This window comes from Microcoleus sp. PH2017_08_TRC_O_A, assembly GCF_020738665.1.
GTDB lineage: Bacteria > Cyanobacteriota > Cyanobacteriia > Cyanobacteriales > Microcoleaceae > Microcoleus.
The window spans coordinates 1-26,238 of the sequence record NZ_JAEQCE010000022.1; the positions used below are offsets into that span (position 1 = coordinate 1).

Below are 26,238 nucleotides of genomic sequence, written 5' to 3' on the forward strand. Positions count from 1 at the left end.
CAAGAATTGGAAATCTTTCTTTGAAGCAGTCAAAGCTTACAAAAATGAACCCACAAAATTTAGTGGACGCCCAAAGTTACCGAAGTACAAAGATAAAGTCAAGGGTCGAAATATTCTCGTTTATACCATTCAGGCGATTAGTAGTAAGCAACTAAAGAAAGGAATTATCAAGCTTTCCGGTACGAATATCTCAATAAAGACTCTTGTAAATCCCGAACAAATTTGTCAAATTAGATTAGTGCCAAAATGCGATTCCTATGTAATTGAGGTAATTTACAATGCTGATACTGAGCCGGAGTCCACCGTTGATGAAAACCCAAAAGAATTAGTAGCTAGTATCGATTTAGGATTGAATAATTTAGTAGCGCTAACTTCAAATCAGCCGGGATTTGTCCCTTTACTGATTAACGGGCGACAAAAAGTGGATAATTACTTGCACCACGCCAGTCGGCAGATAGTCAATCTGCTCGCATCACAAAAGATAGGGACGCTAGTAATTGGCAAAAACGTACAATGGAAAAATGAGATCAATTTAGGCAAGAAAACAAATCAAAACTTTGTCAGCATTCCTCATGCTCGACTAATTGAAATGTTGAAATACAAAGCTGAATTGATGGGAATAAAAGTGATAGAACAAGAAGAATCCTATACTTCCAAATCGAATTTTTTAAATTTAGATCCAATTCCTGTCTATGGGAATATTGGCGCCCAGGATGCCAAATTTAGTGGAAAGCGAATTAAGAGAGGATTGTACAAAACATCAGACGGTCGATTGATTAATGCTGATGTTAATGGATCTTATAATATTTTGAGAAAAGCAATCCCAAATGCCTTTGGCGATGGGATAGAGAGCTGCGTAGCTCAGCCGAGGCGGGTTAATCCGCTCGAAGTAAAAGTGAAAGGGGAGGGAATTGAAGCCTCCCATGTCATGTAATAGATGACTATACTTTTACCAGCTATTAAGCGTCAATTTGACCAGGTAAAATATTATGTCGCTCGATATGAGATGATATAAAATCATTTATTAGCGTTTTGGACAAATAGATAAATGTCATCCCGCTGATATTTGAGTGTAAATTGGGGATGGTTGGCGAGTTGAGTTATGAGGTTTTGCACAAAAGCTCGATCGCTCATCCAGCCAGGATACCTCAGATTTAGCAAGACATACTCAAACTCTGCGAGATTTCCAGGAGGCGTCTGAGCCTGAGTTAAGCGTACTACAGGGCGGTGCGTTAAGTGCGGAGCCATGTGAGAAGTGGTTAAAACACTGCCTTTTGTGTTGACGAGGGCGATCGCTTCTCTGCTAGCCGACAAAGTGTCGAGGGAATCTACATAAATAGTCCAAAAATAGCCGTATTTCGCTAAAGCTAAGAAACCAATTAACGACCAAATTACAATCACTCTCGGTAATTGATATTTAGGAATTGGCAATTTATCAAAGATTGTATTTCCCTGGTGCTGATTCCTATCTGCTAAACTAGAAATTACCGCAACCAACAAAAACGGCAATATCGGAATAGAATATTGATGAATCAAGTCTCGTTGAGCGGGGATATCCGAAAGAATATTCATCGCCAACATTGGTACAGCGCTAATTAAAGGTGTCAGATGCCGTGGCGAAATCCACCAAATTACAGGTAATATTAATAAGGCTAAATATTCAAAAGTGTCAGCAGAAAACAAACGCCCTAAAATTAGATTTGGTTTCAAGATTAAATTAACAGCTATTTCTAAAACCGAGTTTCCCAAATATTGATATCGCCCGATTCCCGCGTGTTCTCTTCCCTGATTGAAATATGGTATAATTCCCTGAGTAACTACCAGAAACCAACCTACGCCAAGAAATAGAGCTATCAGCCCGCAATTGCGTTTTTTGTCAAAACATAAGAGCCACAATCCCATCGCAGCTACAGTTAAAGATAACACGGCTTTGCAGCTCAAAACTAAGACGATGGCAGCACAAAACCACAGAGTTTTATTCAGCCGCGCGGCGAGGATTGCTGCTAGCAGTGCGGGTAAAGCAATGACTTCGGGGTGGAAGTCGAAGAGGTTGACATTGAAGACTAAGGGGTAGAAAAGGTAGATACAGGCGATCGCCCAAGCTATACTATTCTTTAACCCAGCTTGAATGGCCAAACCCCAAGCCGGCCAAGCCCCGGATGTCAGGGCGACTGCTTGCACTAACAACAGCCAATGAACATCGGGATATATTTTGTACAGCCAAGCCACGGGATACATCACCCCAGCGGCGTGATTTCCCAGGTGGTGAATTTCCAGAAATGAGGAAAATGGCGTTTCTCCTTGACTGATGAGATACGCTACTTGATCGTAAATTCCGAGCTCAAAGGCGTTGGATTCAAGCAGGGCGTGGCGTACACTGCTGCATAGAAAAAATATTAGGGCGAAAAGGGCGATTTGCCAACTTACTGGATGATATTTTAGCTTAAAATTGTTCATATTGTATTCATTCCCAAATTATCTTAAAATTATCTGCGTCTGTCTGTGTTGCATTTGCCTTAAATCTGCGGTTGGTTTATCAATGAATAATTGCAATAAGTCTACTAATTGCTGATTTTCTGAAACAAAAAAACATCATCTTGCTGAAAGCTAATTTTAAATGCAGGAGATTGTTTCAGTTGAGTCACGACACTCGCAGCAGTATCCGCAGTATCGTGCCAAGGATGGCGCATATTTAATAGCACATACTCAAATTCATTCAAACTTTGTCCGTTGGCAACTTGATGCAACAATTTAATTGTTGCACGATGAGCGAGATGAGTTGCTAGGGAATTATCCGTTAAGACATTGCCTTGAGTTTGCACTCTATTAATTGCCTGCCGCGTCGCTTGCCAAGTATCGAGAGACTCTAAATAAATTGTCCCAAAATATCCATACTTTGCTAAAATTAAGAAACTCAAAAACGACCACAAAATTAACAATTTAGACACATTAGCAAATAGCAATTTTCCCCACCTCCAACTGCGGTGAATCCACAGGCGGCGCATCCAGATATGTTTGACAGATTTAATCGAAATACGTTTCGAGACTGGCTTCCAAATTCGCGGCATCAAATTGCGGTGATTCCATAGATAATTTCCGGCATTTTTCCAAAAATTATTGCCTCTTTGCTGTCTGTCTGCTATGGTAGAGATTACCACGGTTAATACAAAAGGAAATATCGGTACTGAATACTGGTGAATCAAATCTCGCTGGGCGTCAATATCCGAAAGAATATTCATCACTAGCATGGGAAAAGCACCTATTAATGGTGACAGGTGGCGCGGGGAAAGCCACCAAATTACAGGGAAAAACAACAAAATCAAATATCCGAAAGTATCAGTCGAAAACAAACGGCCTAAAATGAGATTTGGTTTCAAGATTAAATTAATCGCAATTTCCAAAACTGAGTTTCCTAAATATTGATATCGCCCGACACCTGCGTGTTGTTTGCCTTGATTGAAATATGGTACGATTGCTTGAGTAGCTATCAAAAACCAGGCTGCACCGAGAAATATAGCAATGAGTCCGCACTTGCGGGTTTTCTCAAAGAAGAATAACCAAACTCCCATCATCAAGACTGTCAAAGATAGCACGGCTTTGCAGCTTAAGATTAAGAGGATGGCTGCACAAAACCACAATGTTTTATTCAGTCTGGCGGCTAGGATTGCTGCTAAAATGGCGGACATTGCTATGACTTCGGGGTGGAAGTCGAAGAGATTGACGTTAAATACTGCGGGATATAGCAGATACATGGCTGAAATGGCGATCGCCTTTGGTTCAGTTAATCCCGCTTGACGTGCTAAACTCCAACTAGGCCAAGCACCTAAGGCTAGGGCAAAAGCTTGCACGAATAACAGCCAGTGAACATCGGGATATATTTTGTAGAGTAAGGCTAGGGGATAGAAGATAAAGGCAGCATGATCTCCTAAAATATTGATTTCCATTAATGAGGAAAATGGTGTTTGATTTTGGGAGATTAAGTAAATTGCTTGGTCAAAAATGGCTAAGTCGTATGCAGTGGAATGAAATAAAGCGTGGCGGGCGCTGCTGGCTACAAATAAAATTATCGTTGTTACGACAATCATTAACAATACTGGATGGGATTTTGGGGATTGTAAGGTTAGCATTTTCTTGGTTTAATCGGCGATGCGTTTAAATAGTAGAACTTCGTTTTTTTGATAAGTTAATTGAAAAGCGCGATCGTTTTTAAGTTGATTTGCTAAGGTGTTACCAATTTTTTCAGTATCTGGCCAGGGATGGCGGAGATTTAATAATATGTATTTAAATTCAGCTAAATTTGTTTGGGGTGAAATTTGTGAAAGTAATTTGACTGTGGGGCGATGGGCAAAGTGAGGAGCAAGTCTATTATCTGTTAAAATACTGCTTTGGGGTTGAACTTTGGCGATTGCTTCTCGTGTGGCTTGCCAGGTATCTAGTCTATTTGCGTACAGAATAAAGTCTTTGGATTCTCCCAGCAATAGGAATATTATTAATGACCAAATTATCATTGCTTTGGGTAATTGCATTCCCAGCCAAAGTTGCCGAATTTGGATGTTTTTAAATTGTAGCTTTGCGGTATTTGGTGCGCTAGATAACGGTTGATTGAGTATGTTTGTATTTTTTATTGCTTGTTCTTTGGCGATAATTGCTAAGATTAAAAATGGGACAATTGGCACTGAATATTGATAAGCTAAACTGCGTTGAAATGGTAAATCGGAGAGGATATTGATAATTAATGTAGGGATGGCTGGAATTAGGGATGTTAAATATTTGAGGTTGCTTTTGCGGGAGAATGGCAGCAACAGCCAAATTACGGGTAAGGTGAGGACAAATAAGTATTTGAATGTGTCGAAGGAAAGGATTTTTCCTAATACTAGCTGTGGTTTTAATATGAGGTTGATGATGATTTCTAGGACTGATTTGCCTAAATAGCTGTAACGCCCGACTCCGGCGACTTCGCTACCGCTAAAGTAGGGGATGATTTTTTGGGAAGCTATCAAAAACCATGCTACACCGAGTAAAAGTGCGATCGCCCCAAATCGTTGTTTTTTCTCGCAAACAAATAACCAGAAGCCAATAGCAGCAACGGTTATAGACAAAACTGCCTTGCAACTTAACACCAGCAGAATTGCGGTACAAAACCACACCAGTTTATTTAAGCGCGCTGCTAAAATTGCTGCTAACAGTGCGGGTAAAGCGATTACTTCCGGGTGAAAATCAAATAAGTTGATGTTGAATACCACCGGATAGAGCAAATAAATTAGGGCGATCGCACGAGACTCTTCTTGATTTAAACCCGCCAAACGCGCTAAACTCCAGCTAGGCCAGGCTCCCAGCGATAAAGCAACTGCTTGTACCAACAGCAGCCAATGCACATCCGGGTAAATTTTGTACAGCAAAGCCAGCGGATAATAGATTACCGCAGCGTGATCTCCCAAAATATGAATACCCATCAAGGAAGAAAACGGCGTTTGGTTTTGACTCAGCAAGTAAATTGCTTGGTCAAAAATTCCCAAATCGAAGGCTGTGGATTGGAATAAAGCGTGCCGTAAACTGCTACAGGCAAAGAAAATTGTAGCAGCAATGGCGATCGCCCAAACCAAACTCGACGGTAAGCGCGATCGACCTTCTTCTATATTTTCCCCGATTCCAACGCCGATATCCTCATGGTCATCAGCAAAATTTTCCCCATTTTCCATGAAATCTGGCACTAACTGACGACTCAAAATATGATTCCTTCAAATATGCTTACCACGCCATAGTTCAATACGGTTCACTTAAAACTATTTATGCGCCGGAGATCCCCCTAAATCCCCCTTAAGAAGGGGAGTAGGGGTTGACTTTGAGAGCATTCTTGTCCCACCCCCTACTCCCCTTTTTTAAGGGGGGTTAGGGGGGATCTGTCTTAATTGAACCGTATTGCGGCATAGTTAACCGCTAATTTTAGTTCCGGTAATCGTAATATTAGAATAATCCACAAAACCTTAAAAAATTGTGAAAGCAATAACTCTTCTCGGCTCCACAGGCTCCATCGGCACTCAGACTCTGGATATTGTAGCTCAATACCCGGAACAATTTCGGATTGTCGGGTTAACCGCCGGACGAAATGTAACGTTACTCGCACAACAAATTCGCCAGTTTAAACCAGAAATTGTCGCGATTTGCGACGAAGATAAATTAGAGGAATTGCAAAGCGCGATCGCAGATCTCGACCCTCAACCTATTTTACTTGCTGGCGAGTCAGGCGTTGTCGAAGTTGCCAAATATGGCGATGCTGAAGCCGTCGTCACCGGCATAGTTGGCTGTGCCGGTTTGCTGCCAACAATTGCCGCTATCAAAGCAGGCAAAGATATCGCCTTAGCCAATAAAGAAACATTAATCGCCGGCGGCCCCGTTGTCAACCCCCTGATCGAAAAATACGGGGTTAAAATATTGCCGGCAGACTCGGAACATTCGGCAATTTTTCAATGCCTCCAAGGCATACCGGCGGGAGGGTTGCGCCGAATTATTCTCACAGCTTCGGGCGGTTCTTTTCGAGATTTGCCGATCGACAAATTAGCACAAGTAACAGTCGCCGATGCCTTGAAACATCCGAATTGGTCGATGGGGCAGAAAATCACCATTGATTCTGCTACTTTGATGAATAAAGGATTAGAAGTAATTGAGGCTCATTACCTGTTCGGCATGGATTATGATGACATTGATATTGTCATCCATCCCCAGAGTATCATTCACTCGTTAATTGAGCTACAAGATACATCGGTTTTGGCACAATTGGGCTGGCCGGATATGCGTTTGCCCCTACTTTACGCTTTGTCTTGGCCGGAGCGAATTCAAACAGATTGGCCGAAGCTGGATTTAGTAAAATCCGGTGATTTAACTTTCCGAGAACCCGATCACGAAAAGTATCCTTGTATGCAGTTAGCCTATGCGGCGGGACGTGCAGGTGGTTCGATGCCGGCGGTGCTGAATGCGGCAAACGAACAGGCGGTAGCGCTATTTTTGGAGGAAAAGATTACATTTTTGGATATTCCGAAGTTGATTGAGAAGGTGTGCGACAAACATCAAGCGGATAACTGTGAAACTCCTGCTTTGGATGATATTCTGGCGGCGGATAAGTGGGCGCGTCAGGAAGTTTTGGCTGGAAGTGTCGAATTGGGCGATCGTATTCTTTCGGTTCGCTGATTCTTAGATGGAGCGGTTGAAACCGCGTCTATACAAACAAAACCCGGATGGTGCGCGGGTTGAAGATAAGATGGTGAAAATTACGCGATTTTCTTCATTTATTTCTTCATTCCGCGGAGGCGGAATTCGTTTTTGTAGACGCGGTTTCAACCGCCGTCTTATATTTTCCCATTATTGATATAATTCCCCAATATGTCGATCGCAGCAACACCCAAGGAAGAAGCCCAACAATCAGAGCATTTCGAGCTTGGGTAAAAGAGCAACTTCAAACAAAACACGCCTAGGGGCGGATTTCAGTAACTCCCCGCTTTCGCCGCCAAATCAGCCGCACTCATCTTTTCGTACATTTCAAAAGGTTGATGAATCCAAGGATTGTCAGCCAAATAATCTACATAATAATCGGGCACTGCAACAGAGCAAGCCTTGTACCAAAGCACAGCAGTCCGAATTTCCTGAATATCCTCGCCGTAACGACTCTTCAGCCAAACAATAGCTTGCTCTAAACTAATTCCCGAATCCACCAAATCGTCAACTAGCAGAATGTGGCTGCCCAAATTATCGCCCACCATTGTCAAATCCCGCGCAAACTCGATCGCCCGCCGGACTTTTCCCTCCGCCCCACCATAGGACGAGGCCGCTAAAATCGCCAGAGGTTTGTCGAAAATCCGCGACAGAGTATCGCCGACGCGCAGCCCTCCCCTCGCCAAACAGACAATGCGATCGAATTTCCATTGAGATTCATCAATTTTTACAGCCAAATCTTCAATTTTTCGGTGGTACTCAGACCAAGAAATGTAAAGGTCGTTCATCATAAAATTGGGTTAGAAACCCCGTCACTTCGGCTACGCTCAGTGCATCGCCTTATAGGACGGCTTTACTTAAATTTTTGTTAAGACTTATTATTTCACATAAGACGTGCTAGTATGTGAAAATAGCGCACTCAAGGTAAGCATGACACTAAAAGCCTTCAGCTATCGATTCTACCCAACGCCGGAACAAGAAAGTTTGTTGCGACGTACTTTGGGCTGTATCCGTTTGGTCTACAACCGCGCTTTGGCAGCGAGGACTGAAGCTTGGTACAAAGACCAAAAACGGGTAGCGTATGCTGAAACTTCTAGTATGCTGACAGATTGGAAAAAAACTGAGGAATTAGATTTCCTCAATGACGTTAGCTGTGTGCCATTGCAGCAGTGTTTGAGACATTTACAAACAGCTTATACTAACTTTTTTGACGGGCGGGCGAAATACCCCAACTTCAAAAAGAAACGCAATGGTGGTAGTGCAGAATTTACCAAGTCAGCATTTAAGTTCAGAGATGGACAAGTTTACCTAGCAAAAAATACCCAAGCGTTACCGATTCGCTGGAGCCGGACACTACCTGATGGTGCAACACCATCAACCTTAAGCGTGAAGCTTGCACCATCAGGTAGGTGGTCAGTTTCTCTGTTGGTAGATGTTGAAATTGAAGCACTACCTAAAACAGACAGTCAAGTCGGCATCGATTTAGGAATCACAAGCTTGCTTGCACTGAGCAACGGCGAAAAGATTGCCAATCCCAAAGGATTCAAGGCCAAGTATCACAAGCTTAGAAGAGCGCAGAAATCTTTAAGTCGCAAGCAAAAAGGGTCAAACAACCGTCAAAAGGCACGGCTTAAAGTAGCGAAAGTGCATCAAGAAATCACTGATGCAAGGAAAGATAATCTTCACAAGTTAACAACGCGGTTGGTGCGTGAAAACCAAACCATCGCCGTAGAAGATTTAGCTGTGAAAAATATGGTTAAAAATCGGAAACTTGCTGCTTCTATAAGTGATGCAAGTTGGGGGGAATTGGTCAGACAACTTGACTACAAGTGCGATTGGTACGGTCGCACTTTAATTAAGATCGATCGCTGGTTTCCGAGTTCTAAACGATGTGGCAATTGCGGTCACATCGTTGAAAAGATGCCGTTGAATATCCGGGAATGGGATTGCCCTCAGTGCGGTACTCACCATGACCGAGATATCAATGCAGCTCATAACATTTTGGCGGCAGGGCTTGCCGTGTCAGTCTGTGGAGCGACTGTAAGACCCGAACAGAGTAAATCTGTTAAGGCAGGTGCGAAAACCCCTAGTGGACGGAAGCAGAAACCTAAGTCGTGAGTCTTAGGAATCCCCGTGCGTTTACGCCGGGGTGGATGTCAAGTCGGCTAATTTTGGCGAATGCAATGCAGTGGGAGCAAACTTGAGCGGAGCTATCTTGCGGAGTGCCGTGCTCAGCGGGGCAGATTTTACGGGGGCGAGTCTCAGGGGTGCAGACATCAGAGATGCCAACCTTCAACGGGCAATTTTGATTCAAGTTTATGCAGTTAACGCTAACTTGCAAGGTGCCAATTTGACAGAAGTAAAACTTTGCGGAATCAACCTGACTCAAGCAAATTTAACTGACGCCAACTTAACACAAGCCGATCTCAGCCATGCTAATCTCACTCAAGCAAATTTGAGTTGGGCTAATTTGACAGAAGCAAATCTCGAAAAAGCTAATTTGAAGGGAGCAGATTTGAGCGGAGCTAACCTGATTTGTGCAAATCTGCATCTAGCAGATTTGAGCGGAGTTTCCCTTAAAGGAGCAAATTTCAGGGGAGCAAACTTGCATCAAGCTTCTTTGCGCGGGACAAATTGGAAGGAGGCGAATCTGAGAGAAGCTATGATGCCTGACGGCACAATCTCGGAGTAAATAAGCTTGCAACACAGAATTTAAAACCGCAGGGTGCTGGTGGCGCACCCTACATTTAGCTTAATTCCAGATTTTATTGAGGGGATTTAATTCGATCTTCAGGTTACCCCGCCCAAAAACGGAGACAGGCCTCCGAGACTCGCCTAGTGGAGAGTCAAAAATTTTAGATCAAAGTTCAATCTCCAGATTTATCTGTTGAGACAATCTCAAATCTCAAATCTCAAATCTCAAATCTCAAATCTCAAATTGATTGACAGTGCATTTAAAGAGAAGTGGCAAAATTTTGGGTAACAGTTTAATCTACAACTTTCAGCCAGCCCCGGCGAACCGCGTGGAGCAAGCGGTTGATGGCTGTTTGATCTTCTTCGGTAAGACAGTCATTTAATAGCGCACTCTTGAGCTGTTGTCGGTGAGTGGGAGTCAGCAGACCGGAGTGATATACCTGAAACACTAGCTCTGCAATCGTAAATTGAGGTAAAAACGTTTGGGTCATCATTGGTTTTTTTTGAAATCACTTTTGACATTATTGACTGATTTTCCAAATATTTATGTGATTCAAATACGCCAGTAAATGTGATCGATTCTGTCTTGATTGGTGATTTGTGTCAATCGGACTTGGGGAGCGGATGTTTCCTCGATCGAGAGAGCATCTCGAAACACAAACCCCGTCCCGATTCCTCCTTTTTAGTAACTCCAAAATCTGTGTTTTTTGTTAAAAGCTGCTGACAAACAAATTAATATTAATTTAACAAATCACTAAGTATGTCCTTACCAATAAACATAGATGCGTTGAGGGGTGAGAACACTCATTTACTCTTTTGTATATGAGCGATCTTGACGCTGAAAAACACCTACAATGTACTGCCTTTTTTTTGCGATGACTACTAAGTAATTACTCCTAACTAAATCAACCGATATTAAACGTAAAACTTTTACGGTGTTGGGAAACCCACTTTGCTTGCATTTACTGGGTATCTTTGTGTAGTTTTTTTTTCCGTAGATATACTTAATGAGTGCCCGCTGCTGACTACTGACTACTGTCCGCGTGCGGGGACAGCACTAAGGACTGTTAACGGTTTTGCATCAAAAATCCCGGCATCTTCAAGAAACCGGGTGCGATCGCCACGATCGCAACAAAAAATATTTTTGAGAGGGTTAATGGAGAGACCTACTCACGGAAATCTTACTTGCGGGCAAAGCTTTACACCAGACAGAGTAGAACTACCAATCTAAACTTACTGTCTGAGGGTACTAATCGGAAATTCTGACCCATCCGCGGCGGATAGCGTGAAGTAGGCGGTTGACTGCATCTCGATCGTCTTCGCACAGAGCGCTTTCACAAAGTGTACGCAGTCCGTGACTTTCGGTACGACTCAGATTGCCCGAATGCGTTACTTGATAAAATAGTTCAGCGATCGTGCGATCGGATTTTAAAGTCAGAGTTTGCATGAAATCTCGTTGAACTCGGCTATTCTAATATCCAGCATTTGAGAACAGAGTAGGGTGATGGCCGTCGGGTAAGCTCTGTGATCTTTCTGAGATCTGCTTGTGATCTAAATCTCTAAGTGTACGTGAGTCAAATCACTTAAAAGGAGAGACCTCGATCGCATTGGCTGTGATTGTGGCGGTAGCCTCCAGGTTGGACGAAACCTCAAAAACTCCTGATGGCAAGACTTTGAGCGCGATTGTTGGTGGTTTCGTCGGTGTGCCTCCGACATCCTAGGCTGTGGACTCCCAGACTGGTAAAACTGTTCGTTTTCAACACTCCTCACCAAGGCCTCCAGTTGCGATCGGCGAGCCGCAGCCTGAGATACAATAAATTATCAATACTTCGACCCCATCTATAGGCAGGCAGGTAAAAGAATGCTCATTATTGGCTACTTTTCGGTTTCCTTAATCGTTTTTGTGGTTTGGTTCATTGTTTTTTGGAACGATACTTCAACATCCAAAAAAGACTTGCTCTCTTGGGTGGCCTTACTACTCGGCCCCCTGGTTTGGCCTATTGTTCTACCCTTATCCCTGTTTCAAATTAGTAGCAGAAAGTCGGTTGAACAAGAAGCTAAAGCAGAGCAAAAATTATAGTAAATTGTGGAAGTAACTGACTCAAACATAGTTAGTCATCTTGCCTGAATCATCATTCCTCGCTCCTCCCATCGAGTAAATCATCTTGTTTTATTACAAAACGTGGCATCTAGAAGGTGGAATCAGATAATAAAAATACTGAATCCTAAAACAGTATGTTTTTACCCCTATCAAATTCTGCCTTCTGTTTTTTGATGCCTGCTGTTATTTGGTGAGATTGTGATTTAAGGCTGCCACTCAGTCAATCGATTTTAGATTTTAGATTTTAGATTTTAGAGGCGACCCCACGGATAAATTCGGGGGAAGAGAGGATTTTCGATTTTCGATTTGGGATTGATTGGTCAAAAGTGTGAGACCCCGATTTTGGACAGCGACCGCAAAATTTTTTCAGTCATAAATTATCTTGCCACCTCCACCAAGCTCAAACTTAACAGGAAATTTAACACGTTTTCTTGCTGGCAAGAGTATAACTTCAGACATATTTTAGCGTTCGGCTGACAACTTAATGATTTTTATTATTTCCGGCTTCTGCGTACCATTAATCGAATTGGCGAAAATCATTGCTGGTTTTTGATAAAAAGCTATACTCTTTACCCTGTAAGCTTTTGATGTTAGATATTGACAGATTGTAGCAGCTTTCCAACAGAAAATTGTAGAGTTCGACATCGCCACAAGTCCGAAACTCTTACCACAGTTAGATACACAATTAAAGGCAGAGACTTCAATATGAAATAGCCAACAAAACTCTTGCTTGTCTCAAGCAGGACTTGTTTTATGGGAGGAATAACGAGTGAGTTTATAAGGCGAGCGATGGAATTTTGATCTGGTGCTGCATTTTTGGGAACTTCCCCAAAAAAGTGCCGTCACAGTATCAAAATTCACTATTTGCACAAACCCTAGGAGTGAAAATGAACGAAATGTCTGAGAAGCGAATTTATGGAATTCTTAACGCAGTGTCGCTGCTAGTGCTGACCTACTATGCAGCTAGTTCAATCAATTATCTTTTCCAAACTGACGCTCACATCTACAGCTACGACAGCCAGAGCTATGTCAACGGGTCACCAGCAGACTTAGAATCACACTGAGCGGGTAAATAGTACAGCTTGTCTATGAATGCCAACGATTTTTTCGGGAAATTGCTAATTGTTAATTTATTGTGTTCGAGCGCGTCGGAATTAGCAATTAGCAATAAATAATTGCTGAAAACTATAATTTATAAAATTAATTTTTTAAATATAGCTGTATTCCAACTTACCTAAGACTTAGGCAGCACTGACACTTTTACAAAGGGCTGCTATTGATTTGTTGTGGAAGGCTGCGTTGACGTGCTTCCCATGACAGAAAATATCTTATGCACGGGCCATTCCCACAGATAACTTGTGGGGATAACTCATTTCGGCCTCTAAAACCTTGCTGCTTAATGCTTTGGAGATAAATCTAGTGTTTTTGTTTTTTTGGGGAACTAATATTTTAACTGAACAGTCAGGTTGATTGAAGCGTACTAAGAAATGGCACTCTGTTAATTATTACGCAATCCTGACGATCGCAATTTGTGCGATCGATCATTATTTGCCATCTGGCGTGCAAGTTCTATCAAAGAGCATAGTCCCATTAAAAATGGTACATGAAAGCCTATAGCAGCCGGGTCAATCTGGGTCTCAACCGATGTCCCGTTTAATTGATGAAATCCCGTTGAAGGGAACAAGTAGAAAAAATAATTTAGGGGGGGAATGTAAATGACACAGGTAACTAATCCAACTCAGCCACAATCGGCAGTTGAAAATCGTGGGGGTGGACTTGATATTATCGGCACCCAAGGCGATAACAGGATACGTGGAACGATCGAAGAGGATATCATCCTAACTTTTGGGGGCAACGATATCATTGCTGGTGGCAGTGAGAATGACCTGATTTTTTCAGGAGGTGGCAATGATAGTGTGGGTGGTGGCAGCGACAATGATACTATCTACGCTGGTACAGGCAACGATGTAGTCGATGGTGGTAACGGCAACGACACACTCTTCGGCGGTAAAGGTTTCGATCTCGTCAACGGCGGTGATGGTGCTGATTTCGTCTCCGGAGATCGGGGCAATGACACGGTACTTGGCGGATCGGGTAACGATACTGCTTTGGGCGGTGACGGCAATGATATCGTCTTGGGCGGTGACGGCAACGACAGCTTGTTCGGCGGTCGAGGGAACGATACTGTCGATGGTGGGAGAGGGGATGACTTTATCTCTGGCGACAGAGGATCTGACCTTCTGACTGGCGGCGCCGGTAGCGATACGTTCTACTTTGCTGGTGTTGGTGGCGATTATGGAATTGACACAATTACCGACTTTAACCCCGGTGAAGATAAACTCAGTTTCGATCGCAATGCTTTCTCTGGTTTGGGTGGCTCTTTCGATGCTACCGACTTTATCGTGGTTGCTGGTTTTGCTCCCGGAAGCGCACCAGCAAATACTTTGAACAAGATCGTCTACGACCCGCAAAACGGTTTGTTGTACTACAATCCAGGTAACGGCGGAGTGAAGACTGTGGCTCAACTGCAACCGGGGCTCAATCTTAGCTCCACTGCTGTCAGCAAGAACAACTTCGAGCTGTTCTAGAAAAACTAGCTCTTGCCAGAACAGCACCGGACAGATTCCGGGGCTGTTCTCACGCGGCAGTCTGACAATTTTGAAGGCTTCAATCTTAAGAAAGTGATGCTATGTGCTTAAGTAATCGATCGCCAAATCGATCGCCAAAATATAAATAATCTTAGAGTATAAAAATCTCAAATCATAACTCTGGGGGTTCACGCCGATGGGCTGAATTTCCAGGGAATAATGTGCTGCTCAACAAATTTTATTTTTCGGGAACTCTGGGCGGAACTTAAAAGTCTCGTGATTCAGAGTCTACTGAAAAATCGCAACTCAGTTTAAGCTCGATTGCGGGCGATCGAACTTTCGGGCGATCGACAGTTGCCAAGGACTGCGGTGCAATTTCTCAATCTTGAGAGCAATTAATTTATCGCGCTTGGCTTTCATCGTGAAAGCTTACCGAGGGATAACCGCTCCCATGCTCCCGATGAAGTAAGAAGCAAATGTCTAGACTTGGTATTTCTGGCTACAGTTTAAAAAATAAGTAGCCGCACCCAAGGTACGTATGGTAGACTCACAAACGTTTAAGTGGAATATTTTCGTGCTAGAGGAGGGAGTGATGGAGCCGAGAGTCCAAGGCAGAAAACAACTGATACTTGCTGCTCAACGAATACAAGATTCAACTCGCGGTTCCCGGCTCCCTGCTGACCAAAAATTTGGGATACAAGCCCCGTCCTTTTAGGACGGTTTTAATTGTTCCTAATTTTATTGGCAAAGCCTGTAATATAACAACACTCAAAAGATTTCTAGGCCCAAGACGCGTTGAAACAGCTACGATGCGGGCAAACTTAGAGACGGCTATAAGGGCAATGGTTAGCTCCAACCGTAGGATAGCAGAGTAAAAAGTCGCCATAGGGCATTGGGAGACTCTAAACGGACGCAGAGACAGAGTAAGACTACGACCAGCATCAGTCGATGAAGCGTCAAGAATCACCGCACTTTTAGGGCGGTGAGTATGTCAAAAATTAAATTACATGACAGCTTATAGCAGCCGGGTCAATTAGGGTCTCAACCGATGTCCGGTTCGATTTATTGAATCCCTTTGGAGGGAAAAGTGTATTGTAGAAAAGTGATTCATCTTTTAGGAGGAGTGTAAATGACACAGGTAACTAATCCAACACAACCAGCAGTTTCTTTGCCAGGAGCTGGCGGCTCCAGTGTTGTCGGCACCACAGGCGCAAACAGATTAAGTGCAGGCAATCTCAACGATATCATCCTGACCTTTGGGGGCGATGATGTCATCGCCGGTAACGGTGGGGACGACATCATTTTTTCCGGTGGCGGCAATGACAGTCTCGGCGGCGGCAGCGGTAACGATGCCCTCGTTTCAGGCAGTGGCAACGATGCTGTCTCTGGTGGTGACGGCGATGATAGAATCTTTGGCGGCAAAGGGAATGACCAGCTCGACGGCGGTGCTGGCAATGACTTGGTTTCTGGAGACAAAGGCAACGATCTCGTACTCGGCGGAACTGGTAACGATACCCTGTTCGGCGGCGAAGGCAGCGATACTGTCAGCGGTGGCGATGGCAACGATACCCTCTGGGGCGGTAAAGGCAGCGATACTGTCGATGGTGGCGCTGGCAATGACTTTATCTCTGGCGACAGAGGCAGCGATGTCCTGACTGGCGGTGCTGGCAGCGACACGTTCTACTTCGCCACCTCCGCCGCTACCGGCACATTAGACGGCATAGACACGATCACTGACTTTACACCGGGTGAAGATAAGATTCGCTTGAAGCAGGGCGGTGTGTTCGCTGGTTTGGGCAGCAGCTTCGAGGCGAGCGAGTTTGTCGTCGTTTCTGGTTTCAGCGCCAGCAGCCCAGGATCCACCAGTAACAAGTTGATCTACGACCCGACAAACGGTGCGTTGTTCTTCAACGGTGGCAACGGAGTGTTACAGGTTGCTCAGTTGCAGCCTGGCCTGACTATTACCTCGAACAACTTCGAGCTGTTCTAAAACAACTGGCGGTTGTGGGGCGACACCGGATTTTATCCGGGGCTGTTCTCACAAAAGCTGATAGTTTGAAAGGATTTCAACCTCATTCTGCCAACAGCGGGGTGAGGTTGAAATATTCAATGGCTCAAGTGAAGCAAGATCATTTAAAAAAATCGACCAACACCGATCGACCGAATTAATATTTTGCCCGATCGCACAAAATATAAATCAAGACCCTTGGGTTAAGCCAGATCCCCCCTTAGCTTGCCCCCTACTCCCCCTTAAAAAGCAGGGTGGTTTTATTGTGGTAACACAAATTAGGTACGTAGTTGCGCTTGGGCGCTCTTTCCTAATCTTATAAAGAGCGCTGAAGCGCAACTACGTACCTTCGCCCAAGCGTGAGCCAATCTTTGAGCGATAATTTTGGTAGTTTCAGATTTCTTTTCCCGACAATAAAACCACCCTGCCTAGCCCCCCTTAAAAAAGGGGGGGACAAGAACTTCATCAAAGTCCCCCTTTTTAAGGGGGATTTACGAGGATCTCCGGGTAATAAAAATTGTGAACCCGATCGCCTAAAATATAGATAGTCTGAAAATATCAAACTTTCAAATCAAAATTTATACGTTTTCCTGAAGCGGTAAAGCAACCGCAACTGCACGGCAAGCAATGACCACTCAAGAATACATCCGGCAAGCCCAAGTTTATTTGAAGCAGGGAAAGTTAAGTCAGGCGATCGATTTTTGCCATCAGGCGATCGAACGACAGCCATTTTCGCCGCTAGCTTACACCACTTTAGGCGAAATCCTCGAAGCGAGCGGAGATCCGACGGCAGCAAGAGATGCTTTTGTGCAAGCTTTGGAGATTTCGCCAACGTTTGTGCTGGCCCATGCTTACTTGGGTCAACTTTACAGTGAGTATTGCTGGCTGGATGAGGCGGCTTTTCACTACGGCAAAGCTCTGGAGTTGAAGCCAGACTGGCCGGAGTTAAATTATAACTTGGGAAATGTTTTTCACAATCAGGGTAATTTGTTGGGGGCGATCGACTGTTACCGAAAGGCGATCGCCCAAAAACCCGATTATTTACTTGCTGTATTCAATCTGGCTGTGGTTTTAAATGAAAATAATCAGCTAGAAGCGGCAATTGATAGCTACCGTCAGGCGATCGCCCTCGGGCCCGATTATGTAGAAGCTTACAGCAATTTGGGCGTGATTTTGCTGAAGGAAGATCGCCCTGCTGAGGCGATCGAGATTTACCAGCGGGCGATCGAGATTAAGCCGGAGTGGGCAACGCCGCACAATAATTTGGGCCAGGTGTTCCACGAAAAAAGTCCCGAAAAGGCGATCGCATCTTACCGTCGCGCGATCGAGCTAGCGCCGGAGATGGTTTTGGCTCACTACAATCTAGGGAAAGCTTGGCAATTGCAGGGGGAACATTTGGCGGCGGTTGCTTGTTTCGATCGGGTAATCGAACTCAATCCCCAACATATTTCCGGCTATACAGACGCCGGATTTTCTTTGATGTTTTTGGGCAAAATTGCCGAAGCCATGCCTTATTTTCAGCAGGCGGTAGCTCTCAAGCCAGAATTTGTTGAGGCTTACTGCCGTTTGGGAGAAACGAGGCAAGTTGCCACTGTAGAGGATGATGAGTTGTCAAGGGCGATCGCTGCGTGCGATCGATTTCTGAAAGCGCTAACTGGAAGCAAGAAGGAAGAAGGAACAAGGAACAAGGAACAAGGAAAAGCGAACAAGGAAGAAGGAAGATTTATTACCGATGCCCAATTCCCAATTCCCGATGCCCAATTCCCAATTCCCGATGCCCAATTCCCAATTCCCGATGCCCAATTCCCAATTCCCGATGCCCAATTACCGATTGGTGAAATATGCGATTATTTAGCAGAAATTTACCTGCATTTGGGGAATGCTTTAACAGAGTATGGCGGATATGAATCAGCCGCTGCTTATTATCAAAAAGCTTTGCAAATTCAGCCCAAAAATGCAGAGCTTTACTGGCGGCTGGGAAATTGCTTGGCCCAGCAGCACCGATTCGGCCCGGCAATTGTCGTTTACCGCATGGCTTTGAAAATTCAACCAGCTTTACCTCATGTTTATTTTGAGTTAGCGAAACTGCTGGAGAAACAAGGACATTGGGCACGGGCGATCGATTATTATCAACAGGTTTTAGAGTTGCAATTGCACGGGTATGGACAGCCAAAACAGTGGGGCAGACAGAGTTTTATATCTTCAGAAGGCAATTCTTTAGAACGTCCGTGCGGTATTTATTTATCGAGTTGGGATTGGCTGGTTAATGCTAAGTTGGATGCTGGCAATTATGTGGAAATTGTTTGGGAATCTGCAACAGAAGCCAGGGTAGAAAATATTCAGACTTCTAAATTTTCTGTTAATTCGCAGTTGGCAAATTCCGATTGTGCCGGTTTAACTTGCGGGCTGTGTTTGCACAGAATTTCTAAGTGGTTCGATCCGGTGCATTTGGGTTGGGGAGTTTGCCGTTTGTCTAACTCGCAGCCGATACCTGTGGATTCCCCAAAAACTTTTGTCGCACAGATTCCCAACGGGCGAGTTTGGATTGTGCCGCAGCAAAATTATTGGCTGATTTGCAAGGCGATTGCTGTCATGACTCCTGATAATTATTTGTTGGCTGATGTGTCGAGAGATTATCCGGGTTTGTTGCCGGGATGCGAGAAGCATGATATCAGAAAACACAGCGTTTTTAAGTTAGAATCCTTTCCACCTTTAAAGCAGATAGACGGCAGCGTGGCGGTGCTTTCTGGTTTATCGGGAAATGTTTATTTTCACTGGATGGTGGACGTTTTGCCGAGGATAGAATTGCTGCGGCGCAGCGGTAGGGATTTGGCGGAAATTGATTGGTTTTTGGTGAACAGTTGTCAGCACGATTTTCAGCGGGAAAGTCTCAGGATTCTGGGAATTCCCGAGGAAAAGGTTTTGGAGAGCGATCGCATTCCTCACCTGCAAGCAACAGAGTTAATTGTACCTTCTTTTCCGGGATATTTGGGCTGGCCGTCCGGATGGGCGATCGATTTTTTGAGGCGGGAGTTTCTCAAGGGAATTATACCTGGTTCAAGTTATCCAAAGCGCATTTACATCAGTCGCAGCAAAGCCAGATATCGCAGAGTTTTGAACGAGGAAGATGTGGTTGAGGTTTTGGCACGATCGGGCTTTGTTTCTATTTTACCTGAGTCGATGTCTTTGGCAGAGCAAATTGCTCATTTTTACCATGCTGAGGTGATAGTTGCTGCCCACGGTAGCGGGTTAACAAATACGATTTTTGGTAAATCTGGAACTAAAGTAATTGAGTTGGTGTCGCCTCATTATATCAGTCATTATTACTGGGGAATTAGTCAATATTTGCAGTTGGAACATTACTTTTTAGCTGGTGAGGCTTTTGAATGTTATCCTATTAGACAGTTAATGTATCAAAATTCGCTGACTGAGGATATTTTAGTGAACATGAGTTCGCTGAAAAGGATGGTTGAAGTAGTTGGTTTGCGTTAGCTGGCGTCTGGAGTAAGTTTATTTATGCCCTCGATTGAGAAGATGGAAAAAGCAGCGGTTGATTTGAATCGGCAAGCAGAAGTTTATTTGGTTGAAGGAAGGTTGAATGAGGCAGTTGCTGCTTGCGAGTCAGCGCTGAAAATTGAACCGAATTTGGCGGTGGCTTGTCAGACACTTGGGAAGGTAATGCAGGTTCAAGGTGAAGTCGAGCAGGCTAAACAGTGGTATGAAGCGGCACTGGATCGCAATCCGAATTTGCCGGAAGTTTATGCTAATCTAGGCAGTTTGTATTCTCAAGGAAAACAGTGGGAAAAGGCGATCGCCAGTTGTGAAAAAGCGATCGCCCTAGCACCGAATTTTGCCGCGGCTTATCGGCTGTTGGCGAAAATTTGGATGCAGTTGGATCGGCGAGCACAGGCGGCAGACTGTTGGTATCAAGCTTTCAAGATCGAGCCAAATTGGGCAACGGCTGAGGAATACGTCACTCTGGGAAATAGTTTAGTTGAATTGGGAAAGCTCGATCGCGCTACTGAGTGTTATTCGCAGGCAATTGAACTAGACCCGCAACTGGCAACAGCTTATCACAATATGGGCGAAATGCTGGTCGCACAGAAACGGTGGGATGAGGCGATCGCCAATTACCGACAAGCCATTGCCATCAATCCAGATTCTTTTGAATCTTACCACAGCTTGGGTCAAACTTGGGCGGAGCGAGGAGAAGGCGATCGGGCGATCGCCTGTTACCGCAAAAGCATTGAACTCAATCCTAATTATGCTCGTGCTTACCTTGGTTTGGGCAATGTTTTTGTGCAGAAAGGTGAGTTTGATGAAGCTATTCAATGTTACCGCCAGACTCTGGCAATTAATAATAATTCCTATTGGGCGCATAATTATCTAGGAGAAGCTTTTGCTCACAAAAAGCTGTGGCAAGAAGCTGTTATTTCCTACCGCAAAGCGATCGAACTAAATTCAGATATTCCTTGGTTTTATTGCAATTTGGGAATTGCCTTAACCTGCGAAAAATCCTGGGATGAAGCTGTTGCTGCTTTCCTGCGCGCGATTCAACTTGAACCTAATTTGAGAGGAATTAATCAGAGGTTGGGATATGTTTTGCGGAAGCGCAGTGAATCGGGGTTAGACAGCACAATCGCAACTTTCTGTCAAGGTATTGAGGCACTTGGTAGCGGGGAATTTTTCCATAAATTGCTAAAAATTGAGTTAGATGGAGCTGATTTTTTTATAAATTTAGGCAATAGTTTAGCGAAACAGAAGCAGCTCGAAGGTGCGATCGTATTTTATAGCATGGCCGTGCAGATTGAACCCAATGCTGCGGAAGTTGTCGCGCAACTCAAGGAAGTTCGCGCGCAACAACAGGAGTTATACGTACAAATTGCTAATTACCGCAGCCAAATTGCGATCGATCCGACTAATTCTAAGGCTTACAATGATTTAGGCAATATTTTACCGCAATTAGGGGAATTGGAAGAAGCGATCGTTTGCCATCAACAAGCGAGCGCATTGAGGGGTTGGCCTGAGTGTGCACAGAAAGATTATCAATTTACTCAAGATTGGTTTACCCACAATATTCCTATTTGGCAACGGCACTTGCAGCCGCTTACAGGAATTGCAGATTTTCAAGTGGTGGAAATCGGTAGTTTTCAAGGAATGTCGGCTTGCTGGCTGCTAGATAATATTTTAACTCATCAGACTGCCAAAATCACTTGCATCGATTTATATTTTCAAGAAACTTTTAAGGGCAATATTGTTAAAACGGGGGTTGGTGAGAAGGTAATTGAATTGGAAGGTTACTCTCAAGATTTATTAGTAAACTTGGATTCAGAATTTTACGATATTGCTTACGTTGACGGCTGTCACAAACCCACCAGCGCTCTGCAAGATGCGATTTTATCTTGGAGGTTGGTGAAAGTTGGGGGATTGATGATTTTTGACGATTATCAGTTTACGTTTCCCGACAGCCCGGAGCAAGATACTAAAATCGGCATTGATGTTTTTCTGGAGATGTTTGGAAGTCAGTTAAAATTAGTCCACAAAGGCTATCAACTGATTGTTAAAAAAATCGGCAATGAAAGTTTGGGCGAGGAGCAAACTCTTTTGTCTCTGGGTTGGGAAAAGTTGGGGAATATTGCGGCAGATGCAGGTTATGTGGATGAGGCGATCGAACGGTATCAAACAGCTATTAAAATTAAGTCTGGCAACTACTCAACTTACCACAAGTTGGGCAAAAGTTTGCAAGAAAAAGAAATGTTCGAGCGAGGTGCGGCGGCTTACCAACAGGCGATCGCACTCAACCCTAATTTTAGCTGGTCTTACCACTTTTTGGGCGAAACTTGGCAGGTGATTGAGCAATACGGCGAAGCTGCTGCTGCTTACCGCAAAGCCATTGAATTAAATCCAAATTTTTGTTGGACTTACAACAATTTAGGCGATGTGCTGATGGAGCTTTCTGAGTGGGAGGAGGCTGTTGTTAGTTACCGCAAGTTAATTGAGTTAAATCCCGATTTTTGTTGGTCTTACGACAGGTTGGGCAAGGCTTTAATTGCAGTGGAAAATTGGGAAGAGGCGGCCGCGGCTTACCGCAAAGCTATTGAATTAAATCCCGATGATTGTTGGCTGTACAATAGTTTGGGGGAAGTTCTGGAATCACTAGAAAATTGGTCAGAAGCAGCGGTTGCTTTTGCTCGTGCTGTTGAGCTAGAACCCGAGCACAGTTGGCTGTACAAGAAGCTGGGCGATGCGCTGCGGGAGCAAGGGGAACTCGAAAGGGCGATCGCAATTTACGAGCAAGGCATCAATGTAGATCCAAATTCCTGTTGGTGTTACGAAGGATTGGGTTTGATATTTATTGCACAACAGCAGTGGGACAAGGCAATATCTAACTTGGTTCAAACCCTGCAAATCAAACCAGATTTGTTTGGAATTTACTATCATATCGCTTATACTTTGGAACAACAAGGAGAAGTCGATCAAGCTGACATCATCAGATTAGGCTATAAAATGCTACCGTTGAGTTTTCTCCAAAAACACTGTGGATTTACTGACGACTTAGCAGTTACAGCAGAGTCAGAACCGAACATTACTTGCATTGACATCTATCCTGCAAGTGAAATCAATTTATCCGATTCCAGAACAATCCATAGCAACAGCAAATGTTGGCAAGATGAAATCTTTTATATCAAAAAATCTTTTGTTGCTACCATACCAAAAGGACGAGCTTGGGCAGATATTGCTACTACCGCCGTCATCACTTCAGACAATAAACTTGTCACCGATATTTCAATGGGTTGTCCTGAGTTGGTAATAACATCCGACAAATTGTCTCCCGTCGAACACATCGAGGGAAATGTAGCTTTTTTATCCGCTCGCTGGGGAGGCGCAGCTTATTTTCACTGGATGTTTGATGTGGTTACACGGTTCGAGCTTTTGCAGCGCTGCGGATTGATAGACACTATTGATAAGTTTGTTATCAATGCTTGCGATTTGTCTTATGAAAAAGAAAGTTTAAATACTTTAGGAATTCCACTAGATAAAATTTTAGAAAGTCGCTACCTGCCTCACTTTACAGCGGACAAATTAATAGTTCCTTCAATTTGTGATGGTGGTTCGGGAACCTCTAAATGGAAATGCGAATATCTGAAACGAATATTTTTAAATCAAGATAATTCCCAAAATACAAAATATTCAAAACGAATTTATATCAGTCGAAATCGAGCATCCTATCGGCGAATAGTCAATGACGAAGAGGTTGTCGCCTATCTAGAAAAAATTGGGTTTAGTACAGTTAAGTTAGAAATGATGTCGGTAGCGGAACAAGCAGCCTGTTTGGCTGCGGCTGAGGTAGTTGTCGCACCCCACGGAGGTGGATTGACTAATTTAGTTTTCTGCACTCCGGGAACTAAAGTAATTGAGATTTTTTCTCCGATTTATGTGCCAACTTGTTTTTGGACTATTAGTAATTTGTGTGAGTTGGAACATTACTATTTAATTGCTGAATTGTTTGATGACCAAACTCATAAATATTCGGGACATAAAGATATGCGGGTGGATATGAACTCGCTAGAGAAGTTAATGAATATTGCAGGAGTTGTGCATGAATAGTCACGATTACCACAAGTTGGGTAATTCCTTGCAAGAAAGCGGTGAGTTTAATGATGCTGTTGCTGCTTACCGCAAAGCTGTTGAATTAAATCCAGATTTTTCGTGGTCTCATCACAGTTTGGGCGATGTTTTGTTGAAACTAGAACGCTGGGAGGATGCTGTCGCGGCGTACAAAAAAGCTGTTGAGTTAAATCCAGATTTTTCGTGGTCTTATCATAATTTGGGTGATGCTTTACTGAAACTCGAATGCTGGGAGAATGCTGTCGCTGCTTACCGCTGCGAGATTGCACTCAACTCAGATTTTGCTTGGTCTTTTTACAATTTAGCCAACGCTTTAACTAAACTTAAAGAGTGGGATGAAGCTATTGTCGCGTATTTAAAAGCTATTCAAATTGACGGAAATTTGCCGGGAATTTACGAGAAGCTTGGATATGCTCTCGGACAAACAAAGTCTGACTCAAAGTCATTATCACAACAATTTCAATTGCAAGTTACACCGGAAAATTTGCAGTTTTATTTACAGTTAGGAAAGAATTTAGCAAAGCGCGATCGCCCAAAAAGCGCAACAATTATTTACAAAACAATCTTGACAATTATCCCAGATTGTGGATTGTCTTCAGCAGACTTGGAGCGGTTGTTACAGGAGCAGCAAAAGTGCGTTAGCGAAGCCATCGAGTGCGATCGCGCTTTAGCCTCAGCCCGCGCCACAGTCGCCCAAAAACCGGATGATTGCTGGTCTTATTACAATTTAGGTGCGGTTTTGAGCCAGCAAAAATATGGGGAGGAAGCGGCGGCGGCATTTTTGCAAGCAATGGCAATAAATCCCGATCTTCCTTGGTGGTTTTATTACAATTTGTGGGAAGTTTTGATTCAGCAAAACAAGCTGGATCGAGTTGAGAACTTTTGCCGAGAAGTTGTTGATGCTCAACCGGAGGCTTTTTGGCCTTATTTGAATTTGGGAGAAGTTTTGACGAGGCAAGGCAAAATTGCTGAGGCGATTAGCTGTTATCAAACTGTCAGTTACAAACAAAGTTTTGCATCTGTTATTAATAAAAAAACAAGCAATGTAGCTGTGGCAGAAAATACAGAGACAGGCAAGATGCCTGTGCCACAAAATATGGAGACAGGCAAGATGCCTGTGCCACAAAATACAGAGACAGGCAAGATGCCTGTGCCACAAAATTGTAACTTAAAACCAGTCAAATTTCCTAAGTTTATAATTATTGGTTCTCAGCGCTGCGGGACGACTTCTCTGTACACTTATTTAGCTGAACACCCGCAAATTTTGACTCCAATTAAAAAGGAGATGGATTTTTTCTCCTGGCACTTCCACAGAGGGATTGATTGGTATTGGGCGCATTTTCCCCTAATGCCGCCCGGAGAGGAGTTTGTAACGGGTGAGGCAAGTCCGAGCTATTTTGACTTTCGGGAAGCGCCGGAACGTCTCTACAGCGCGTGTCCAGAGGTAAAGCTGATTGTGCTGTTGCGAAATCCGGTCGATCGGGCGATTTCTCATTTTTACCGCTTAAAGGGCTTGAATTGGGAAGGGCGATCGCTCGATCGGGCAATTAGCGACGAAATCGAACGGCTGAATCAAAACCCAGAATACATCATCGGCGAAGAACCTGGGAATTACTTAGCTCGCGGCAGGTATATAGAATTTATTAAAAATTGGCTGGCTTTCTTCCCCCGAGAACAGTTGTTAGTTTTGCAAAGCGAAGATTTGTATGCAGGTGCGGCGGCGACTGTACAGCAAGTTTTAGCATTTTTAGATTTACCGGAATATCAATTGTCTGAATACCAAAATGCTAATCCTGGTTCTTATCAGCGGGTAAATGAGTCAGTTCGCGAGCTGTTGAGTGATTATTTTAAACCTTACAATCAGGAATTAGAGGAGTATTTGGGGCGGAAATTTGATTGGGAATAAGATAACACGGCGGTTGAAACCGCGTCTATAAAAACAAAACCTGCCTCCGCAGGTTGAATAAAAGGCGATTAAATTTGGGTTGTTCTCTTCAGTCTGCGGAGGCAGA

Annotated in this window: 16 protein-coding genes; 10 read left to right on the forward strand and 6 right to left on the reverse strand. The window is 43.8% G+C overall.

The genetic code is table 11. From position 1 onward, the window contains the following. The coding region (locus JGK22_RS09485; RefSeq protein WP_293312742.1) for a transposase at window positions 1-934 on the forward strand (934 nt) is incomplete at its 5' end. An 83-nt stretch (window positions 935-1,017) separates the two neighbouring features. On the opposite strand, the gene JGK22_RS09490 is transcribed toward JGK22_RS09485, so the two are convergent. The 3 genes from JGK22_RS09490 to JGK22_RS09500 all read right to left on the reverse strand — a co-directional run bounded on the left by JGK22_RS09490 (window position 1,018) and on the right by JGK22_RS09500 (window position 5,699). Then, on the reverse strand, window positions 1,018-2,457 hold the full coding sequence (locus tag JGK22_RS09490; RefSeq protein ID WP_293189515.1) for a DUF2079 domain-containing protein: 1,440 nt from the start codon (window positions 2,455-2,457) through the stop codon (window positions 1,018-1,020). A gap of 104 nt (window positions 2,458-2,561) precedes the next feature. Next, window positions 2,562-4,085, reverse strand: coding sequence for a DUF2079 domain-containing protein (locus JGK22_RS09495; RefSeq protein ID WP_293189513.1), 1,524 nt, complete (start codon window positions 4,083-4,085; stop codon window positions 2,562-2,564). Between the two features lie 51 nt (window positions 4,086-4,136). Further along, window positions 4,137-5,699, reverse strand: a complete 1,563-nt coding sequence (locus tag JGK22_RS09500) for a DUF2079 domain-containing protein (RefSeq protein ID WP_293204468.1) — start codon at window positions 5,697-5,699, stop codon at window positions 4,137-4,139. Window positions 5,700-5,994: 295 nt separating this feature from the next. Here JGK22_RS09500 and dxr point away from each other — a divergent pair, with 295 nt between their 5' ends. Next, window positions 5,995-7,185 (forward strand): 1-deoxy-D-xylulose-5-phosphate reductoisomerase, encoded by a 1,191-nt coding sequence (dxr, locus tag JGK22_RS09505; protein ID WP_293233127.1) that lies wholly within the window; start codon window positions 5,995-5,997, stop codon window positions 7,183-7,185. Between the two features lie 293 nt (window positions 7,186-7,478). On the opposite strand, the gene JGK22_RS09510 is transcribed toward dxr, so the two are convergent. Beyond that, window positions 7,479-7,994 carry a phosphoribosyltransferase family protein gene (locus JGK22_RS09510; protein ID WP_293196629.1) on the reverse strand — a complete coding sequence of 172 codons (516 nt, stop codon included), beginning with the start codon at window positions 7,992-7,994 and terminating at the stop codon, window positions 7,479-7,481. Between the two features lie 142 nt (window positions 7,995-8,136). On the opposite strand from JGK22_RS09510, the gene JGK22_RS09515 reads away from it, so the two are divergent. Both JGK22_RS09515 and JGK22_RS09520 read left to right on the forward strand, forming a co-directional pair. Continuing rightward, window positions 8,137-9,324 (forward strand): RNA-guided endonuclease TnpB family protein, encoded by a 1,188-nt coding sequence (locus tag JGK22_RS09515; RefSeq protein WP_293189509.1) that lies wholly within the window; start codon window positions 8,137-8,139, stop codon window positions 9,322-9,324. A 31-nt stretch (window positions 9,325-9,355) separates the two neighbouring features. Next, window positions 9,356-9,898 carry a pentapeptide repeat-containing protein gene (locus tag JGK22_RS09520; protein ID WP_293204384.1) on the forward strand — a complete coding sequence of 181 codons (543 nt, stop codon included), beginning with the start codon at window positions 9,356-9,358 and terminating at the stop codon, window positions 9,896-9,898. Window positions 9,899-10,193: 295 nt separating this feature from the next. Here the strand turns inward: JGK22_RS09520 and JGK22_RS09525 are convergent, their stop codons facing one another. Beyond that, the gene (locus JGK22_RS09525) at window positions 10,194-10,394 is read right to left on the reverse strand and encodes a hypothetical protein (RefSeq protein ID WP_293175457.1); all 201 of its coding nucleotides are present in this window, start codon (window positions 10,392-10,394) and stop codon (window positions 10,194-10,196) included. A gap of 755 nt (window positions 10,395-11,149) precedes the next feature. Next, window positions 11,150-11,347, reverse strand: coding sequence for a hypothetical protein (locus JGK22_RS09530; protein WP_293175455.1), 198 nt, complete (start codon window positions 11,345-11,347; stop codon window positions 11,150-11,152). Between the two features lie 1,541 nt (window positions 11,348-12,888). On the opposite strand from JGK22_RS09530, the gene JGK22_RS09535 reads away from it, so the two are divergent. The 6 genes from JGK22_RS09535 (at window position 12,889) to JGK22_RS09560 (ending at window position 26,132) form a co-directional block, all read left to right on the forward strand. After that, entirely contained in the window at window positions 12,889-13,065 is a 177-nt protein-coding gene (locus JGK22_RS09535) for a hypothetical protein (RefSeq protein WP_293189505.1), read from the forward strand. A gap of 651 nt (window positions 13,066-13,716) precedes the next feature. After that, window positions 13,717-14,589: a calcium-binding protein gene (locus tag JGK22_RS09540; protein WP_293175453.1), complete on the forward strand. Its 873-nt coding sequence runs from the start codon at window positions 13,717-13,719 to the stop codon at window positions 14,587-14,589. Window positions 14,590-15,718: 1,129 nt separating this feature from the next. Beyond that, entirely contained in the window at window positions 15,719-16,579 is an 861-nt protein-coding gene (locus tag JGK22_RS09545; protein ID WP_293175451.1) for a calcium-binding protein, read from the forward strand. A gap of 645 nt (window positions 16,580-17,224) precedes the next feature. Continuing rightward, the gene (locus JGK22_RS09550) at window positions 17,225-20,089 is read left to right on the forward strand and encodes a tetratricopeptide repeat protein (RefSeq protein ID WP_293312744.1); all 2,865 of its coding nucleotides are present in this window, start codon (window positions 17,225-17,227) and stop codon (window positions 20,087-20,089) included. Window positions 20,090-20,113: 24 nt separating this feature from the next. After that, window positions 20,114-24,205, forward strand: coding sequence for a tetratricopeptide repeat protein (locus JGK22_RS09555; protein ID WP_293312746.1), 4,092 nt, complete (start codon window positions 20,114-20,116; stop codon window positions 24,203-24,205). Next, entirely contained in the window at window positions 24,198-26,132 is a 1,935-nt protein-coding gene (locus JGK22_RS09560; protein ID WP_293312748.1) for a tetratricopeptide repeat-containing sulfotransferase family protein, read from the forward strand. Before JGK22_RS09555 ends, JGK22_RS09560 begins: the two co-directional genes overlap by 8 nt. Window positions 26,133-26,238 lie beyond the last annotated feature (106 nt).

Bases quoted from the DNA above. Each gene is read 5' to 3' on its own strand.
- JGK22_RS09525 (WP_293175457.1), bottom strand. From the start codon at position 10,394: ATGATGACCCAAACGTTTTTACCTCAATTTACGATTGCAGAGCTAGTG.
- JGK22_RS09510 (WP_293196629.1), bottom strand. From the start codon at position 7,994: ATGAACGACCTTTACATTTCTTGGTCTGAGTACCACCGAAAAATTGAA.
- JGK22_RS09535 (WP_293189505.1), top strand. From the start codon at position 12,889: ATGAACGAAATGTCTGAGAAGCGAATTTATGGAATTCTTAACGCAGTG.
- JGK22_RS09540 (WP_293175453.1), top strand. From the start codon at position 13,717: ATGACACAGGTAACTAATCCAACTCAGCCACAATCGGCAGTTGAAAAT.
- JGK22_RS09550 (WP_293312744.1), top strand. From the start codon at position 17,225: ATGACCACTCAAGAATACATCCGGCAAGCCCAAGTTTATTTGAAGCAG.
- JGK22_RS09515 (WP_293189509.1), top strand. From the start codon at position 8,137: ATGACACTAAAAGCCTTCAGCTATCGATTCTACCCAACGCCGGAACAA.
- JGK22_RS09495 (WP_293189513.1), bottom strand. From the start codon at position 4,085: ATGATTGTCGTAACAACGATAATTTTATTTGTAGCCAGCAGCGCCCGC.
- JGK22_RS09490 (WP_293189515.1), bottom strand. From the start codon at position 2,457: ATGAACAATTTTAAGCTAAAATATCATCCAGTAAGTTGGCAAATCGCC.
- JGK22_RS09530 (WP_293175455.1), bottom strand. From the start codon at position 11,347: ATGCAAACTCTGACTTTAAAATCCGATCGCACGATCGCTGAACTATTT.
- JGK22_RS09500 (WP_293204468.1), bottom strand. From the start codon at position 5,699: ATGGAAAATGGGGAAAATTTTGCTGATGACCATGAGGATATCGGCGTT.
- JGK22_RS09545 (WP_293175451.1), top strand. From the start codon at position 15,719: ATGACACAGGTAACTAATCCAACACAACCAGCAGTTTCTTTGCCAGGA.
- JGK22_RS09555 (WP_293312746.1), top strand. From the start codon at position 20,114: ATGCCCTCGATTGAGAAGATGGAAAAAGCAGCGGTTGATTTGAATCGG.
- JGK22_RS09560 (WP_293312748.1), top strand. From the start codon at position 24,198: ATGAATAGTCACGATTACCACAAGTTGGGTAATTCCTTGCAAGAAAGC.